This window comes from Variovorax paradoxus (assembly GCF_030815855.1).
Classification (GTDB): domain Bacteria; phylum Pseudomonadota; class Gammaproteobacteria; order Burkholderiales; family Burkholderiaceae_C; genus Variovorax; species Variovorax paradoxus_M.
Genome location: NZ_JAUSXG010000001.1, coordinates 3639716 through 3657833, shown reverse-complemented (window position 1 = coordinate 3657833; position 18118 = coordinate 3639716). Strand labels below are relative to the sequence as shown.

The window sequence follows — 18118 nt, the reverse complement described above, 5'->3', positions numbered from 1 at the left end:
CATCATGAAGATCTCCATCATCTCGCCCAATGCAGCCCATCTGCAGGACATGCGCAAGGTGCTCGAAGCACGTTCCCATGTCGTCTCCCCGTTCGAGGGAGGCAAGAGCCGCATGCAATGGGTCGTCGAACGGTCGGCGCCCGAGCTCCTGCTGGTGGACGGCATGTGCTGCGACCCTCATGAGCTGGCAATGGTGGAGCAGCTCACGATGCGCTATCCCGCAATCGCGGTGGTGCTGCTTTGCGCCATGCAGACGCCCGAGTTCCTGATTCTCGCCATGCGCTCGGGCGTGCGCGAAGTGTTGCCTTCGCCGCCGCAGCCGGCGGCGCTCGAGGCGGCCGTGGAGCGCATCGCGCTCAAGATGGCCGGCTCGCACGCCAGGGAGCCGGGGCAGGTGGTTGCGTTCATGCCGTGCAAGGGCGGCAGCGGCGCCACTTTTCTGGCGACCAACATCGGGCACCAGCTCTCCATGCGCCGTTCGGTACTGCTGATCGATCTGAACCTGCAGTTCGGCGATGCCCTTTCCTGCGTGAGCGACCTGCGGCCCACTTCCACGGTGGCCGACGTGGCCCGCGACATCGGCCGGCTCGATGCCTCGCTGCTTGCCGCCAGCACGGTGAAGGTGGCGCCGGGCTTCAGCATTCTTCCCGCACCCGAAGACCTCTCGCGCGCGCTGGAGGTCAAAGCCGAGCATATCGATGCAATCCTGCAGGTTGCCGCCGCGCAGTACGACTTCGTACTGTTCGACCTCGGCCTGCGCATCGATCCGCTCGCCATCCGCGTGCTGGACCGGGCGGACCGCATCTTTCCGGTGCTCCAGCCAAGCCTGCCGCACATCCGCAACGTGACGCGCCTCATGCAGATGTTCAAGGCACTCGGCTATCCGGCCGGCAAGGTCGAACTGCTGGTCAACCGCAGCGCCGGCGGCGGCGAGATCGGTTTGTCCGACATGCGCCGCTCGCTGGGCGGAGCGACGCTGGTCAGCGTGCCCGACGGCGGAAAGGATGTGGATGCCTCGATCAACCGCGGCGTGCCTCTCGCGGAAACGTCGCGGGGCAGTTCGCTGTGCAAGCGGCTCGAGGAGATCTCCCTCACCCTCAGCCCACGCCCGAAGGAAGCGCCTGGCTTCATCGGCCGGCTCTTTCGCCGAGCCTGACGCCCACGCTGCGGCCAGGCGAATCTTCTTACTCCAACAGCAAGGCAGGTCCCCATGTCATTTCGAGAACAGCTCAATGCGATCGAAGCCGAGCCGGTCGCGCGCTCGCCGGCTGTGCCCTTGGCCGATGCGGCGCTTTCGTCCTTTGCCTCGGATTCCTACAAGCTGCTGAAGGAGCGAATGCACCTGAAACTGCTGGACCGGTTCGACCTGGCGGTGCTCGAAACCCTGAAGCCCGAGGTGCTGCGCCAGGAGATATCCACCATGGTCACCCGGCTGCTGCAGGAAGAGCCCGAGGCGCTGAACGACATCGAGCGGCGCACGCTGATACGCGACATCCAGCACGAGATGCTCGGCTTCGGGCCGATCGAGCTGTTGATGGCCGACCCCACGGTGTCCGACATCCTGGTCAACTCGCATGACCAGGTCTACGTCGAGCGCAAGGGCCGCCTGGAGCTGACCGACGTGAGTTTCACCGACGAGAAGCACCTGCTGCGCATCATCGACAAGATCGTTTCCCTGGTGGGGCGGCGCATCGACGAGTTCAGCCCCATGGTCGATGCCCGGCTGCCGGACGGCTCCCGCGTCAACGCGGTGATCGCACCGGTGGCGCTGGACGGCCCGATGATGTCGATTCGCCGCTTCGCGAAGATTCCGCTGAAGATGGAGAACCTGGTCGACGACCTCAAGACGCTGACGCCGCAGATGGCACTGATGCTCGAAGGGCTGGCCAGCGCGAAGATCAACATGCTGATCTCCGGCGGCACCGGCGCCGGCAAGACGACGCTGCTGAACATTCTCTCGGGCTTCATTCCCGCCACCGAACGCATCATCACCATCGAGGACGCGGCCGAGCTCCAGCTCCAGCAGCCGCACGTGGCTCGCATGGAAACTCGGCCGATGAACATCGAAGGCAAGGGTGAGATCACGCAGCGTGCGCTGGTGCGCAACGCGCTGCGCATGCGGCCCGACCGCATCGTGATCGGCGAGGTGCGCGGCGCCGAGGCGGTCGACATGCTGCAGGCCATGAACACCGGCCACGAAGGCTCGCTGACCACCATCCACGCCAACAGCCCGCGCGATGCGCTGGCCCGGCTGGAGAACATGATCAGCATGGCCAACCTGAATCTTCCGCATCACTCGGTGCGCCAGCAGATCGCGTCGGCCATCACCGTCGTGATCCAGGTCCTGCGTCTGGTCGATGGAAGGCGCAAGGTCACCAGCATCCAGGAGATCACCGGCATGGAAGGCGAGGTGGTCACGATGCAGGAGATTTTCGCGTTCCACCAGACCGGCATGGGGCCGGACGGTTGGGTGCGCGGGTACTTTCATGCGACCGGGGTGCGGCCGAAGTTCGCCGAGCGCCTGCAATCTTTCGGCGTGGTGCTGCCCGACGCCATGTTCGATCCCGACAAGCATTACGAATAGGAGGCCATCATGTTCGACAACCTGGTCGGCGACACGCTCATCACCCTGTTCGTGCTGGTCTTCGTGACGGTGCTGATGGTGATCGAGGGCCTCTATCTGCTGTGGCGCTCGTACAGGGGCCCCGAGGCGCAGAAGATCGGGAAGCGGCTGCAGGCACTGTCGGCGGCCGCCGACCGCGTTGCCCAGGCGCGGCTCGTGAAGGACCGCGTGCTCAGCGATGCGCCATGGATGCAGCGCGCTCTGCTGAAGCTTCCGCGGGCCCACAGCCTGGACCGGTTCATTCTGCAGGCCGGGCTGGAATGGACGGTGTCCCACGTGCTGCTGGCCTGCGCGCTGTCCGGCGTGCTTTTCTTCCTGGCGACGGTGTCGCTTGCGAACCAGCCCGCATGGATCGCCATGCTGGTGGGCGCCGCCGGCGCGGCGCTGCCGCTGCTCTACCTGAACCACCGGCGCAGCCGCCGCCTGGCGCGTCTCGAGAGGCAGTTGCCGGACGCGCTGGACCTGGTGACGCGTGCATTGCGCGCGGGCCATTCGTTCGCCAGCAGCCTGCAGATGATCGGCGATGAAATGTCCGAGCCGATCGCAGGCGAGTTCCGCATGGTGGCTGACGAGGTCAACTTCGGGGTTTCGCTGCAGCAGGCGCTCACGAACATGAGCGAACGTGTGCCGCTCACCGACCTGCGCTACTTCGTGGTGTCGGTGCTGATCCAGCGCGACTCCGGCGGCAACCTGACCGAGGTGCTCGGCAACCTGAGCCGGCTCATCCGCGACCGGCTCAAGCTGCTGGCGCGGGTGCGGGTGCTGTCGGCGGAAGGGCGCTTGTCGGCCTGGATCCTCGGCCTCATGCCTCTTGCGTTGGTGGCGCTGCTGAACGCCTTCAATCCGGAGTTCATGTCTCCGCTGTGGACCGATCCGATCGGCGTCACGGCCGTCAAGTACATGCTTGGCCTGATGGTGGTCGGCGTACTGATCCTGCGCAAGATCGTGAAGATTCGCGTCTGAAGGAGAAATGCCATGCTGTTTCCTATCCTCGTGTTTGTTACCGTGTCCCTCGCCATCGGCGGATTCGCGGTCTGGGTGCTGCCCACGCGCACCGAACAGCGCCTGCGGGCGGTGGCTCCTTCATCGGGCAAGTCGGCCTGGGCCGAAACGGCCGTCAAGGTCGTCGGCTCCTTCGCGCAGCTGTCATCGCCTACGGGCGAGGGCGAAACATCGCCGCTGCGCCTGAAATTCCTCAACGCAGGCATCCGCCACCCGGACGCGAGCCTCTTCTACTTCGGCTTGAAGACGCTGCTGCCGCTGGGCTTGGCGGGCCTGGCCTTCGTCGCGATACGCGCGGCCGGAGCGGACGAGGGATTGACGACCCTGCTGTGGCTCGCGGTGGCGGCGCTGTTCGGCTGCTACCTGCCCAACATCGTGCTGCGTATGACGATCAAAAGCCGCCAACGTGAAATCTTCGAGAACTTCCCCGACGCCGCCGACCTGATGCTGGTCTGCGTCGAGGCGGGGCTCGGGCTCGATGCCGCCCTGGTCAAGGTCACTGAAGAAATCCGTGTCAAGAGCGAGGCCCTGGCGCAGGAACTGCACTGGACCAATCTCGAGATGCGCGCGGGCGGCACGCGCGAGAAGTCGCTGCGGAACCTCGCGCTGCGCACCGGCGTGGAGGAAATCGGAACCTTCGCCACCATGCTGACCCAGGCCGACCGGTTCGGCACCAGCATCGGCGAATCGCTGCGTGTGTTCTCGGACGATCTGCGCCACAAGCGTCAGGTTCGCGCGGAAGAGCTGGCGGCCAAGGTTCCGACCAAGATGCTGCTGCCACTGGTGCTGTGCATCTTTCCGTGCATCTCGGCGGTCATCCTCACGCCGGCGGCCATCCGAATGGTCCGCATCATCGGGCCGATGCTCGGTGGCGGAAGCTGAACTCGGCAGCCGCCCTCAATGGGCCGCGGCGTCGAGCTGGTGCTTGACGGCGTAGATATACAGCTCGAGCCGGTTTGCCACGTCGAGCTTCTGGTAGATCGAGGTGAGGTGATTGCGGAACGTGTGCTCGGTCACGAACAGCCGCGAGGCCAGCGTCTTGTTCGCGGCGCCGCTGCCCTGTACGACGGCGCAAATGATCTGCCGCTCCTTTTGCGTCAGGCTGGCCAGCCTGGCTGCTTCGGGGTCTGCCTTCACGGGCTTCTTCGGCGATGTCAGCTCGGAGAAGACGCGCCCCATGGCCTGCGCGTCGATGCACAGCTCGCCCTTGTGCACGCGCTCGATTGCATCGAGCACCTGCTCGGCGGAAGCGTCCTTGCTCAACACGCCTCTTGCGCCGCGCAGCACGGCGAGATCCAGCGTCTGCTGCCTGCGCTCGCCCGTGAGGACGAGCGCACGCGACACATCGTTCGAAAGCAGCGCGGGAAGAATGTCCAGGGCGCATCGGCCGCCCAGGTCCAGGTCGAGAACGATCACGTCGGGCACGACGTGCCCGGTTCGTTCCAGCGCGTCCTCGCAGCAGTTTGCCGTGGCGACAACCTTCATGCGCGGCTGCTCGCCGTCGATCAGTTTCGATAGGCCCCACAGCATGGTCTGGTGATCGTCCACGAGCATGACGCCGATCGGTTGCGTGGTGGTGCTGGGTTGCATGATTGAGCCTCTTCCTTCTTCAGATGGGTATCTCGACCAAAACCGCCGTTGCGCCGTCCGCGCCCTGACTGACCTGCGCACGCCCGCCCAGGGCGGCCGCGCGCTCGCTGATCGAGCGTGGACGGAAAGCCGCGAACTTCTCGTCCGAGGCCTCGTTCTCGATCTGGATCTGCAGCTTGCCGTCCGTGCAGCCGATGCGGATGCAACCGCGATGGGCATGGGTGTGCTTGCAGATGTTGTTCAATCCCTCGCGAACCAGCTGGAGCACTTCGGCCGTCATCCGGTCGTCGAGGTGGACGTTTCCTTCGAGCAGGATGGCAATATCGATGCCGTAGAGCGTCTTGATCCGGGCCGCCTGCCGGTGCAGGTGCGGAAGAATGAACTCGCACTGGTTGTCGGCGCCATGCTTGACCGAACCCGCATAGCGCCGCAGGTCGGCAACCACGCCTTCGGCCATGTTGGCCAGGTTTTCGAGGTCGTCGATCAACGGGTTGTCGGCCGTCGCCTTCTTGCGCAAGGCGCTCAGCCCCAGCTTGAGGCCGATATACGGCTGGATCGCCGTGTCGTGCAAGTCGAGCGAAATCTTCAGGCGCTCCTTCGAGGCTGCATCCGAAGCCATCCGGTCCAGCACTTCGATGGTCTCGATGACGGGGAAGACCTGGCCCATGATGTGCGCCAGGAACAGCGCGTCGGAACGGCGAAACGATCCGTCCTGGGACGACATATAGATCCGCCCCTCTCCCAGTCGCATGGGCAGCGGTGCGCTCATGAAGGAACGAGCCTCGAGCATTGCCCCAACCGCCGCGCTGTCATGCATGCCATGCTCGTCCAGAGGGAGCCAGTGGTGCGTGCGAGGGTCGCAAGCTTGGCTTGGCGCGCGCAGCCAGTTCAGCGGCCAGGGCCGGCGCTTGTTCAGCACGATCCGCTCGGCCTCCAGCGCCGTGAGCGGCGATTCCGAGGCGCGGCCGATCGTCTCGACACTGACGGATTCGCCCGCATGGCTTTTCCGGAGCGTGCGCATGACCCAGGTGCTGGTTGCCGTGTCGCGTGTCAGGAGGATGCAGTGGCTGGCTTCGAAAAAGGCCAGAGTCTTTTGCATCATGCCTGCGATGGTGCGGTTCACGCCGAACCGGGGGTTCGACAGGCGGCTCACCTGGCTCAGCAGAGCGAGGCGCCGCCGCAGCTCGACCTTCGATCCGCCCCAATGCCCGATCATGTGTCCCAGCGCAAGCAGGAAGGTGGTGCGCATGAGCAACTGCGGCGTGTAGGTGTCGGTGCCGGTGCCCGTGCCGAGGCTGCAGGCGACGAACGAGGCAACCGACGCCATGGTCACCCGGGCGCCTTCTTCGTAGCCCCAGCGGAACGACGATGTGAGAATGACGAAGAAGTAGAAGAGAAAGTAGAGACTGGAAACGCCGCCTGTCACGAAGGTGAGCAGCGTGAACCACAGCACGTCGAACCAATGGATGGCCTTGCCCTGGAAATACGGCTGGCCCATGCGCGTGCAGATGTACACGCCGACGCTGTAGACCAGGTAGCCGGCGAAAGCCAGCCAAACGGGGCTGCCGATGTGCTGCTGCGCTTCGCCGGCGTCAACCGCGATCGCCAGCAAGGCGGAGATCGCCAGCACCAGGCGCATCCTTGCCACCATGACCGCGTCGGCGGTCAGGTTGGAGTCGGTCCCGCAATCCGGGTCGAAGGAGGTGGCTGGCACGGCGTGCTTTCCTGTACATCGAGCTACTTATGGCGCGGGGGCCTGGGGGTAGCCCAGATTGCTCTGGAGCCAGGAGGATTAAGCACTTGGTTCACTTTTGAGTCCAAAAGGTGTACTCGAAGAATTCACATTACTACTTTTGTAGTCGAACGCAATACTTTGTTGCATCCCTCGTTTTGGTAATTTTGTTACCGAATGAAAACTTTCTACTACCTGTGACACGTTCGCACATAGGAGGCCGCCCCTGAAACGTCCGAAAAAAGCAGGAGAAGGAAAGAGAGCGGGATCAGGGAAAGTCCCAGGCAAGAAAAAAGGGGCTCGGAAGAATCCGAGCCCCTTTTGATGGGTGGTGGAGAGGATGAGGATCGAACTCACGACCTCCGCATTGCGAACGCGGCGCTCTCCCAGCTGAGCTACCCCCCCAACGCAGGGCGAATTTTAACCAGAACGCCTCCTCGCGCGCATGCACCGAGCCGAGATGGGCCAAGATGCGCGGTCTCCAAAAAGAAGGAAGCAGCAACCGCATGGCCTCGTACGAACCCGCCTGGCTGGAAGGCATGTACAACAATCTCGCGCGAGTGAAAGACCACCCCGCGTACTTCGCCCGATGGGCGAGCGATTCGGCAGCCGCGCGGGAGGCACTCCCGGGCCGGATCGACGTGCCCTACGGCAAGGGCGTCAACGAAACGCTCGACATCTTTCCCGCGCCCGTACCCGATGCGCCGGTGCTGGTGTTCATTCATGGCGGCTACTGGCGCGCCATGGACAAGCGCGACCATTCCTTCATTGCCCCTGCGTTCAACGACCGCGGCGTGTGCGTGGTCATGCCCAACTACGCGCTGTGCCCCGGAACGGTGGAGCAGCCCGTGACGGTGCCGGGCATCCTCATGCAGATGGTGCGTGCGCTCGAATGGACCTGGCGGAACGCATCGAGCTTCGGTGCGGACCCGTCGCGCGTCACCGTCGCGGGTCACTCGGCCGGCGGCCACATGGCGGCTGCGCTGCTGGCCTGCGCATGGAAGTCCGTCTCCCCCGACCTGCCGGCGCAGCTGGTGCGCAATGCGCTGTCGATTTCAGGTCTTTACGACCTTCGGCCATTGCAGCGCACGCCGTTCCTGGCGCACACGCTGAAGCTCGGCGATGCGGACGCGCTGCGCGCGAGCCCGGCACTGTGGCCGGCGCCCGCGCGCGGGCAACTCCATGCGGTGGTGGGAGGCGACGAAAGCGAGGAGTTCATTCGCCACAACGCGTTGATTCGCGAGGCCTGGGGCCGTAACACCGTGCCCGTGTGCGAGACGCTTTCCGGCCTGAATCACTTCAGCATCGTCGATGCGTTGGCCGACCCGGCCCACTGGCTGCACCGCCACGCGGCGCAACTCCTGGAAGCCTGATTCAGCGGAGCCGGCGCAGGACTCACATCAGCAGGTGTTCGCCTGCGTTGTCGCCGCCCAGCGTGACGTAGTTGACCTTGCGGATGTCCATCAGCGCGCGGCCGCCCGCGTAGCTGATGGAGCTCTGCACGTCCTGCTCCATCTCGACCAGCGTCTCGGCCAACTTGCCCTTGATCGGCTCGAGGATGCGCTTGCCCTCGACGTGCTTGTACTCGCCCTTGTTGAAGTCGCTGGCCGAGCCGTAGTACTCCTTGAAGAGCACGCCGTCGACTTCGACGGTCTTGCCCGGCGATTCTTCGTGCCCCGCGAAGAGCGAGCCGATCATCACCATCGACGCGCCGAACCGCACGCTCTTGGCAATGTCGCCGTGGTCGCGAATGCCGCCGTCCGCAATGATCGGCTTGGTGGCCACGCGCGCGCACCACTTGAGCGCGCTGAGCTGCCAGCCGCCGGTGCCGAAGCCGGTCTTGAGCTTGGTGATGCAGACCTTGCCCGGGCCGATGCCGACCTTGGTGGCATCGGCGCCCCAGTTCTCCAGGTCGATCACGGCTTCGGGCGTGCCCACATTGCCGGCGATCACGAAGGAACCCGGCAGCTTCTGCTTGAGGTAGCCGATCATGTTCTTCACGCTGTCGGCGTGGCCGTGCGCAATGTCGATCGTGATGTATTCGGGCACCAGGCCCTCGGCCACCATCTGGTCGACCGTGTCGTAGTCGGGCTTCTTCACGCCCAGCGAAATGGAGGCGAACACGCCTTCGCCCTGCATTTCCTTGACGAACTTCACGTTGTCCAGGTCGAAGCGGTGCATCACGTAGAAATAACCGTTCTGTGCGAGCCAGAGGCAGATCGGCTCGTCGACCACAGTCTTCATGTTGGCCGGCACCACCGGCAGGCGGAAGCTGCGCGCGCCCAGCGTCACGCTGGCGTCGCACTCCGAGCGGCTTTCCACGCGGCATTTGCGCGGCAGAAGCAGGATGTTGTCGTAATCGAAAATTTGCATGAGAAACCAAGCTTCCTGTGAAAGGTGCGCCGCCGAACGATTCGGCGGCGTGGGCGCTTGGTCCCGGCCCGGTCGATTGGCGCCATGCAGGCACAAAAAAACCGGGCGACAAGAAACTTGGGCCCGGTGATTGATTATAGGGAGTGGCGCCTCGCCTCCCTCCGTGCTTTCGTATAGACCTTATTCGCCGGCCGGTCTGCCCGCCCAGGCCGCCTGGCGAAGCGCGCCCCGCGGCAGTACCATTTGATGCAGATCAGTGCCGCGCGGCGGGTGCGCTCGACAATGCCGCTGGCGCAGCATGTCCTGCGCCACGTTCATTTCTTCTTCTGGAGATCGCTCCCATGCTTCGCCGCCATCTCGCTGCCACCGCCGTTCTGGCGCTCGCCTCTCTCGCCGCTTCCTCCGCCTTCGCTGCCGACTGCAGCGTGGAGATCGAAGGCAACGACGCCATGCAGTTCAACAAGCCCGCCATCGAGGTGAGCAAGAGCTGCAAGGAATTCACCGTCAGGCTCAAGCACACCGGCAAGCTGCCGAAGCAGGCCATGGGCCACAACTGGGTGCTTGCCAAGACGTCCGACGTGCCGGCGGTCGCCGCCGACGGCGTTTCTGCCGGCCTGCCGCAAAATTATGTGAAGGCCGGCGATGCGCGTGTCGTGGCGCACACCAAGGTCGTCGGCGGCGGCGAAAGCGACAGCGTGAGCTTTCCGGTCGCCAAGCTGGGCGCGGCCGACAGCTACACCTTCTTCTGCTCCTTCCCCGGCCATTCATCGATCATGAAGGGCACGCTCAAACTCGTGAAGTAAAAAGGGCGCGGGCAACCCCGCCGCTGCGTCGGGACGCCCCGGCTTCCTACAATGCCGGGATGTCTCTTTTCGGCTCGTACGACGCCACTGCCGGCGCACCCCAACCCCCAGCGGCCGATTCGCCTCTGCTCGCCAACCTGAACCCGGAGCAGCGCGCCGCGGTCACGCTGCCGGCGGGCAATGCCCTGATCCTCGCCGGTGCCGGTTCGGGCAAGACGCGGGTGCTCACCACCCGCATCGCCTGGCTGCTGCAGACCGGCCAGGTTTCCGCAGGCGGCATCTTGGCGGTGACCTTCACCAACAAGGCCGCCAAGGAAATGATGACGCGGCTGACGGCCATATTGCCCGTCAACGTGCGCGGCATGTGGATCGGCACCTTCCACGGCCTGTGCAACCGCTTGCTGCGCGCGCACTGGAAGCTGGCCAACCTGCCTTCCACTTTCCAGATCCTCGACACGCAAGACCAGCTTTCGGCCATCAAGCGGCTGATGAAGCAGTTCAACGTCGATGACGAGCGCTTTCCGGCCAAGCAGACGCAGTGGTTCATTGCGGGTGCGAAGGAAGACGGCTTGCGTCCGCGCGACGTGGAGATTCGCAGCGACGATGACCGCAAGAAGGTCGAGCTGTACCAGCTCTACGAAGAACAGTGCCAGCGCGAAGGCGTGGTCGATTTCGGCGAACTCATGCTGCGCAGCTACGAACTGCTGCGCGACAACGACCCGGTGCGGGAGCACTACCAGCGGCGCTTCCGCCACATCCTGATCGACGAGTTCCAGGACACCAACCGCCTGCAGTACGCGTGGATCAAGATGCTTTCGGGCACCACCGCAGCGGGCCAGTTCACCCCGAATCCGAACAACAGCGTGATCGCCGTGGGCGACGACGACCAGAGCATCTACGCCTTTCGCGGCGCACGCGTGGGCAACATGGCCGACTTCGTGCGCGAGTTCGACGTGCAGCACCAGATCAAGCTGGAGCAGAACTACCGCAGCTACAGCAACATCCTCGATTCGGCCAACGAGCTCATCAGCCACAACAAGAAGCGGCTGGGCAAGAACCTGCGCACCGACCAGGGCCCGGGCGAACCGGTGCGCGTGTACGAGTCGCCCACCGACCTGGCCGAGGCGCAGTGGATGGTCGAGGAAATGCGCCAGCTCGTGCGCGACGGCTTCGATCGCAAGGAAATGGCCGTGCTCTACCGCAGCAATGCGCAGAGCCGGGTGATCGAAACCGCGCTCTTCAATGCCTCGGTGCCGTACCGCGTGTACGGCGGCCTGCGCTTCTTCGAGCGCGCCGAAATCAAGCACGCGCTGGCCTACCTGCGCCTGCTCGAGAACAAGGACGACGACACCAGCTTTCTGCGCGTGGTCAACTTTCCGCCGCGCGGCATCGGCGCGCGCACGCTCGAGCAGCTGCAGGACGCGGCGCGCTCGGCCGGGCGCTCGCTGCATGACGCGGTCAGCGTCGTCGGCGGCAAGGCGGGCGCGAACCTCACGGGCTTCGTCGCCAAGATCGACGTGCTGCGCGAGCAGACGCAAGGCGTCAGCCTGCGCGAGATCATCGAGCTGGTGCTCGACCACAGCGGGCTTGTCGAGCACTACAAGGCCGACCGCGAAGGCGCCGACCGCATCGAGAACCTGGAAGAACTGGTCAACGCCGCCGAAAGCTTCGTCACGCAGGAAGGCTTCGGCCGCGATGCCGTGGCGCTGCCCATCGACGAACTGCGCCAGTCGCCCGCGAGCCAGGGCATCGACCTGACGCAGCCGCTGGTCGACGAACCGCTCGCACCCGACGCCGAAACCGGCGAAACGCTGAGCCCGCTGGCCGCGTTCCTCACGCATGCGGCGCTCGAGTCGGGCGACAACCAGGCACAGGCCGGCCAGGACGCCGTCCAGCTGATGACCGTTCACGCGGCCAAGGGCCTGGAGTTCGACTGCGTGTTCATCACCGGCATGGAAGAGGGCCTGTTCCCGCACGAAAACTCGATGAGCGATTTCGAAAGCCTCGAGGAAGAACGCCGCCTGATGTACGTGGCGATCACGCGCGCGCGCAAGCGCCTGTACCTGAGCCATTCGCAGACGCGGATGCTGCATGGCCAGACGCGCTACAACGTGAAGAGCCGCTTCTTCGAAGAGCTGCCCGAAGGCGCGCTCAAGTGGCTCACGCCCAAGAACCAGAGCTTCACGCCGTCGGCCTTCGGCTACGGCGGCGGCTATGCGAGCACGCGCGGCGGCAGCGGCAGCTATGGCGGAGGCGGCAATTACGGTGGCAGCAAGGACACCTTCGCGAGCCCGCCGGTGCCGCCGCAGAAAACCGCGCCATCGCACGGCCTGCGTTCGGGCATGCAGGTGTTCCACAACAAGTTCGGCGAAGGCACGGTGCTGTCGCTCGAAGGCACCGGTGACGACGCGCGCGCGCAGGTCAAGTTCACGCGCCATGGCGTGAAGTGGCTCGCGCTCTCGGTGGCCAAGCTCACGCCGGTGTGAGCGCCGCCGAGTTTGCTATTAAACAAATAGCTGACCGCGCAATAGCCACGGGCCTTTTCGGCGGTTTATAGAGAAGCAATCGCCGTACACTCCATGCTCGCCAAAACAAGGGGAGCTGAGGATGTGGTTCATTGGCATCATTGCCGGCCTGTTCATAGGGGCCGTCGCAGAGTCGCTTCCGGCTGCGCTGATATTGGCCGTGGTCGGTGCGTTCGCATTGCCGAAAATCGTCGGCAAGAAGAAGACTGCCGGCGAACCTGAGCGCACCGAGGCGGAACGCGCACAGCCTTCCAGCTCTGGCGGCGGCGCCGCCGCATCCGCTGCCCCTGCGGGCGGCATGCTGAAGCTGCAGCAGCGTGTGGCCGAACTCGAACAGCGCGTGGGCATGCTCGAGCGGCGGCTCGCGCAGGGCGCGGGCGAGCCTGTGCCCGCCGATGAGCAACCCGTCCCGGCAGCAAGCGCGCCCGCAACGCCGGTGGCGCAGCCGGTCCCCCACGTTGCACCGGCCACACCGGCCACACCGGCCACACCGGCCATACCGGCCGCGCCGATCACGCCGATCACCCTGACAGCCGCCGCACGGCCCGCCCAGGCAGCCGCTGCCGCAGCCGCCGCAGCGCGCGCCTCGATGGCTGCCACATCGCCCGGCACCGCGGAACCGGCTCCCGCACCGGTGGCGCCCGCAGCCGCCAAACCGCCGACGGCCGTACCGCCGCCGGTCCGGCGCTTGCCTCCACCGCCGCCGCCTCCGGCCATTCCGCTGCGCGACCGTTTGCCGGCGCCCATCGCCAACCTGATCTTCGGCGGCAACATGCTGGTGAAGCTCGGCGTGCTGATCCTGTTCCTGGGTCTGGCTTTCCTGCTGCGCTACACGGCCGAGCGCGTCACCGTGCCTGTCGAGCTGCGCTATGCGGGCGTGGCGCTCGTGGGCGCGGGCTTGCTGGCTTTGGGCTGGTTCCTGCGTCGCAAGCGCACTGGCTATGCGTTGATCTTGCAGGGTGCCGGCATCGGCGTCTTCTATCTGACCACGTTGGCGGCGATGAAGGTGCACGAGTTGCTGCCGCCGACCGCCGGTTTTGCTTTCCTGTTCGGCGTGGCCGCACTGAGCGCGGTGTTGGCGGTGCTGCAGAACGCGCCGGTGCTGGCCATCGTTGCAGCGCTCGAAGGCTTCGCAGCGCCGGTGCTGGCGTCCACAGGCTCGAACCAGCCGGTGGCGCTCTTCACCTACCTGCTGGTGCTCGACGTCGGCATTGTGCTGATCGCCTGGTTCAAGGCCTGGCGCGTGCTGAACCTGATCGGCTTCGTCGGCACCTTCACGCTGGCCGCGGGCTGGGCGCACAAGTACTACACGGACGACCAGTACGGCATCGTGCAGCCGTTCCTGCTGGTGTTCTTCCTGATGTTCGTGGGCGTCGGCCTGCTGTTCGCGCGCCGCACGCTGTTCGATGCGCCCGTGCAGCCCGCGCAGCCGCTGGCCGTGCGCGCGCTCGACACGCTGCGCCGCGCGGGCCGGGTCGACAGTTCGCTGGTGTTCGGCACGCCCATGGTCGCGTTCGGCATGCAGGTTCTGCTGATGCAGCCGTGGCCCTACGGCGCCGCGTTCTCGGCCATGGCGCTCGCGGCCTTCTACCTGGTGCTGGGGCGCCTGGTGTTCGCCACGCAGCCGAAGGGCCTGGCGCTGCTGGCGGAGGCCTACGCCATCGTGGGTGTGATTTTCGGCACGCTCGCCATTCCGCTGGGCCTCGAAGGCCAATGGACCGGCGCGGCCTGGGCCGTGGAAGCGGCCGGCATGTACTGGCTCGGCGCACGGCAGGGGCGCGTTTATGCGCGCGCCTTCTCGTTCGTGGTGTTTGCCGGCGCGGTATGGAAACTGCTCGAGGCCACGCAAGTCGATGCGGCGGCGGGGCATCCGCTGCTGCAGGGCTCGGTGATCGGGCCGATGCTGGTGGCGGTGAGCGCGTTCGCGATGTGGACCATCCACCGCCGCGCCAAGCTCGACGAAGGCAACGGCTGGGAAGCGCTGGTCGGCACCGCCTTGCCGTGGCTCGGCATGGGCGCGCTCACGCTGCTGCTGTGGCAGTGGTTCACGCCGCCGTGGGCGGCGGCGGCAACGGCCGTGCTGGCTTCCGCCGCCTTTGCGGTGGCGGTGCGCTTCAAGCTCAGGCCGCTGGCTTTCGTGACCTACGGCATGCAGGCGCTGGCGGTGGCGGGTTTCATCTCCACCTTGCATCCCGCGGTCGATGCAAGCGGCAGCGCCGGGCAGGTGCTCGCAAGCGGATGGCAAGGCGCGGCGGCGGCAAGCCTCATTGCGCTGAGCCTGCTCGCAAGCGCCGCATGGTCGATGCTGCAGGCGCACCGTGCCGCATTGGCACGCGGCATTCAGCCGGTGTGGTCGCCGGGCAATGCCGTCGCGGTGATCGCCGGCGTGAGCCTGCTGCATCTTGCGATGCTGTTCCAGGTGAACCTGGCGCAGGCCGCGCTGCTGTGGCCGCTCTCGGCCACGGTCGTGCTCTGGGTGGCGCTGCGCATCGCGCACAAGCCGCTCGCGGCGCTGGCCGGCGTCTTGCAGGTCGTCTCGGCGCTGCTCTACGCCTTGTGCCAGGTCTTCGCTCACCACGGCAGTACCCCGCCGCCGGCCTTCGCGCACCTGGGCTTCTGGACACCGGTGGTGCTGGGCCTCACGGCCCTGCTGGCCGGCGGCTGGATGAACGACGAGGCCTGGCGGCGCGCCACCGAAGGCACCACCACGGCCAAGCGCACGCGCTGGATCAACGACTGGTGCGCCAATCCGGCCGTGCTGTGGGCGCCGGTGATCTGGGGCTTGGGCTGGTGGCTCTTCGGCTGGGCGGACGAAACCGGCGAGGTGCTGCGCCGCAACGGGCTGGCGGCTCATCTGGCCGCGGCCGTCATGGCGATCGTGCTCGTCACCTCCGTGCTTTCGGCGGTGGTGGCGCACCGGCGCGGTTGGCCGCAGCTTGGCCGGGCCACCCTGGCCACGTTGCCGGGCTTCGTCCTGCTCGCCGTCCACGGCATCGCGCTGGCGGCGCCGGGGGTCTACGTGCCGTCGAGCGCTCTCGGTTGGGTGGCCTGGCCGCTGGCGCTGCTGTGGCACCTGCGGCTGCTGCATGCGCAGAAGCGCTGGCTCGCCCCCGCGGCGCTGGCACCTTGGCATGTGGCGGGCTTCTGGTTCTTCTTGCTGCTCGCGGCGCGCGAATGCCAATGGCAGCTCGGTCGCATCGGTGCCGAGTGGTCGAGTTGGCAACTGCTGGGCTGGGCCATCGTGCCCGCGGTGGCTCTGTGGCTGCTGCGCTCGCGCGCACTGCTGCAACGCTGGCCGCTGGCCGAATACCGGGCCGCGTACCTCGAATTCGCGGCGATGCCGGTGGCGGCGTACCTGCTCGCGTGGGTCTGGATCACCAACGCAGCGAGTCCGGGCAACGCGGCGCCGCTGCCCTATGTGCCGTTGCTGAACCCGCTGGAGCTCGCGCAGTGGCTGGTGCTGTTCGCGCTGGTGCTCTGGTGGCGCGCGTTGCCGCAGGGATCGTTCGCGCGCGTGCAGCCGATGGTTGCAAAGGGCGTGCTCGGCTTCACCGGGCTGGCGCTGCTGACTGGCGCCGTGCTGCGCAGCTGCCACCACTACGCGGGCGTGGAGTGGCGTTTCGATGCGCTTTATGCATCGTGGCTCACGCAGGCGGCGCTCTCGATCACCTGGGCCATCTTCGGCGTGATCGCAATGGTGCTCGGCCACTCGCGCGGGGTGCGCACGCTGTGGGTCGGCGGCGCCGCGCTGCTTGGCGTTGTGGTGCTGAAGCTGTTCTTCGTCGAACTGGCGGACCGGGGCGGCCTGTTCCGCATCGTGTCGTTCATTGCGGTGGGTGCATTGCTGCTGCTTGTAGGTTATTTCGCCCCGGTGCCGCCGAAGAAAAACGAAATGGAGAAAGATGTGTTGGCCGAAGGAGGTGCAGCATGAAGCACGGTGCGAAGCCGTCGCGCCACGTGGTGCGAATTGGTCTGGCCGTGGCGTTGGCGACGGCCTGGTGCGGTGCTGCCTTGGCGCAGCCTCCGGCCACCGCACCCATTGCCGTGCAAGGCAGCGGGCCGTACTACCGGCTCACGCTGCCGCTTGGCATTCATGCCCACGCCGCATACGGCGATCTGCGCGACCTGCGGGTGCGCAATGCGGCCGGCAACGCGGTGCCCTACGCATGGCTGCGCAACGAGGCGGCAGAGCCTCGCCTTGCGTCCAGAGAGGTGCCGATCTTCGCGCTGCCTGCAAGTGTTGCGGGCTCGGCGGATGCATCCGAAGACGCGGCGTTGAGCTTCAAGGTGCGTCCCGACGGCTCTCTGGCGCTCGCCCGCAAGCCTGCGCGCAACCAAGGCGAGACCGCGCAATGGCTCATCGATGCGAGCCAGCTCAAAGGCAGCCTGCTGCAGGCGCGCTTCGAAATGGCGGCCGAGGCACGCGGCCTGTTCGCCTTCAGGCTCGAGGCCAGCGACGACCTGCGGAACTGGCGGCCGATCGGGGGCGAAGAGCAACTGGTGCGGCTGGCCCACGGCGGCCAGACCATCGAGCGCCTGGCGGTCGACCTGGACAACGTGCAGGCACGGTTCCTGCGCCTGCGCTGGAGCGATCCGAAAAACAGCGCGCCGCTGACCCGCGTGGCGATCGACAGCGTGCAAGAGGTCGAACCCGTCGCGCCGCTCGAATGGTCGGGCGCGCTGAGGCCGGAGCGCTGCGGCGCCGACCATTGCGACTATCCACTGCCACGCGGCGTTCCGGTCGAAAGCCTGCGCATCGACCTGGCCGACGTCAACACGCTGGCGCAGGTCGGGATTTCAGGCTTGCTTGCTGCCGTTCCGTCTGTTGCCGCTGAGCCGCCGCGCGTGCCGCGCAACCCGCTGTATGCGTTGCGGCACCAGCAGCGCCGGCCGGCTTCGTCTTCGTCGGGCATGCCAGGCGAAGTGCCGCTGCTCGACACCGTGGTGTATCGCCTCGCGCAAGCCGGCGGCGAAGCGCGTTCACCGCTGCTGGCGCTCGACGGCACGAGCTATTCGTACCTGCGGCTTCGCACCTCGGGTCCGGTGAGCCTGCTGGGCGCAACGCCTCCGACGATTTCTGTGGGGGCTACGCCGCGCACGCTGGTGTTTCTGGCGCAAGGCGCCGCGCCGTTCTCGCTCACGTGGAGTACGGCGCCCGAAAAGAACGCAGTGCAGGGCGGGGCGCCGGGCGCGGCCCTGGCGCTGGCCACGCTGGTGCCGGGCTACAACCCGAACAAGCCCGTGGCGGCAGACCCCGCCACTGTGGCATTGCCACCCCCGCCGGTGGCGGCGGTCGATGCCGTGGTGGCAGCGACTGCGCAGTTGCCGGTGCCCACGCAGCCGGATCCCTCGCGCAAGTGGTGGCTGTGGGGAGCGCTGGGCGTCGGCTTTCTGCTGCTGGCGGGCATGGCGTGGTCGCTTTTCGCGAGCCTGCGCAAGGACCGCGCCCCGGCCAATTGACGAACACTCC

General features: G+C 66.3%; 12 protein-coding genes and 1 tRNA gene. 9 read left to right on the top strand and 4 right to left on the bottom strand.

Going from position 1 to position 18118, the window contains the following annotated elements; translation table 11 throughout:
* Positions 1–4 precede the first annotated feature (4 nt).
* From QFZ42_RS17460 to QFZ42_RS17445, 4 genes are read left to right on the top strand one after another with little or no spacing between them, the layout of a single operon-like run.
* Entirely contained in the window at positions 5–1156 is a 1152-nt protein-coding gene (locus tag QFZ42_RS17460) for an AAA family ATPase (protein ID WP_307702167.1), read from the top strand.
* Positions 1157–1210: 54 nt separating this feature from the next.
* On the top strand, positions 1211–2584 hold the full coding sequence (locus QFZ42_RS17455) for a CpaF family protein (protein ID WP_307702166.1): 1374 nt from the start codon (positions 1211–1213) through the stop codon (positions 2582–2584).
* A 9-nt stretch (positions 2585–2593) separates the two neighbouring features.
* A complete protein-coding gene (locus tag QFZ42_RS17450; protein ID WP_307702165.1) occupies positions 2594–3586 on the top strand; it encodes a type II secretion system F family protein in 993 nt (330 codons plus the stop codon).
* Positions 3587–3598: 12 nt separating this feature from the next.
* Positions 3599–4507, top strand: a complete 909-nt coding sequence (locus QFZ42_RS17445; RefSeq protein ID WP_307702164.1) for a type II secretion system F family protein — start codon at positions 3599–3601, stop codon at positions 4505–4507.
* A gap of 15 nt (positions 4508–4522) precedes the next feature.
* Here the strand turns inward: QFZ42_RS17445 and QFZ42_RS17440 are convergent, their stop codons facing one another.
* The 3 genes from QFZ42_RS17440 to QFZ42_RS17430 all read right to left on the bottom strand — a co-directional run bounded on the left by QFZ42_RS17440 (position 4523) and on the right by QFZ42_RS17430 (position 7352).
* Positions 4523–5215 carry a response regulator gene (locus tag QFZ42_RS17440; RefSeq protein ID WP_307702163.1) on the bottom strand — a complete coding sequence of 231 codons (693 nt, stop codon included), beginning with the start codon at positions 5213–5215 and terminating at the stop codon, positions 4523–4525.
* Positions 5216–5234: 19 nt separating this feature from the next.
* Positions 5235–6929 (bottom strand): sensor histidine kinase, encoded by a 1695-nt coding sequence (locus tag QFZ42_RS17435; protein WP_307702162.1) that lies wholly within the window; start codon positions 6927–6929, stop codon positions 5235–5237.
* Positions 6930–7276: 347 nt separating this feature from the next.
* A tRNA-Ala gene (locus QFZ42_RS17430) sits at positions 7277–7352 on the bottom strand.
* A gap of 101 nt (positions 7353–7453) precedes the next feature.
* On the opposite strand from QFZ42_RS17430, the gene QFZ42_RS17425 reads away from it, so the two are divergent.
* Positions 7454–8320 (top strand): alpha/beta hydrolase, encoded by an 867-nt coding sequence (locus tag QFZ42_RS17425; protein ID WP_307702161.1) that lies wholly within the window; start codon positions 7454–7456, stop codon positions 8318–8320.
* 22 nt (positions 8321–8342) lie between these two features.
* On the opposite strand, the gene QFZ42_RS17420 is transcribed toward QFZ42_RS17425, so the two are convergent.
* Entirely contained in the window at positions 8343–9320 is a 978-nt protein-coding gene (locus QFZ42_RS17420) for a GMP reductase (RefSeq protein ID WP_307702160.1), read from the bottom strand.
* A 341-nt stretch (positions 9321–9661) separates the two neighbouring features.
* On the opposite strand from QFZ42_RS17420, the gene azu reads away from it, so the two are divergent.
* From azu to QFZ42_RS17400, 4 genes are all read left to right on the top strand, one after another.
* The gene (gene azu / locus QFZ42_RS17415) at positions 9662–10123 is read left to right on the top strand and encodes an azurin (protein WP_307702159.1); all 462 of its coding nucleotides are present in this window, start codon (positions 9662–9664) and stop codon (positions 10121–10123) included.
* A 59-nt stretch (positions 10124–10182) separates the two neighbouring features.
* Positions 10183–12609 carry a UvrD-helicase domain-containing protein gene (locus tag QFZ42_RS17410; RefSeq protein ID WP_307702158.1) on the top strand — a complete coding sequence of 809 codons (2427 nt, stop codon included), beginning with the start codon at positions 10183–10185 and terminating at the stop codon, positions 12607–12609.
* Positions 12610–12730: 121 nt separating this feature from the next.
* Positions 12731–16579 (top strand): DUF2339 domain-containing protein, encoded by a 3849-nt coding sequence (locus QFZ42_RS17405; protein ID WP_307702157.1) that lies wholly within the window; start codon positions 12731–12733, stop codon positions 16577–16579.
* The gene (locus tag QFZ42_RS17400; protein ID WP_307702156.1) at positions 16576–18108 is read left to right on the top strand and encodes a DUF3999 domain-containing protein; all 1533 of its coding nucleotides are present in this window, start codon (positions 16576–16578) and stop codon (positions 18106–18108) included. Before QFZ42_RS17405 ends, QFZ42_RS17400 begins: the two co-directional genes overlap by 4 nt.
* The last annotated feature ends 10 nt before the right edge of the window (positions 18109–18118 follow it).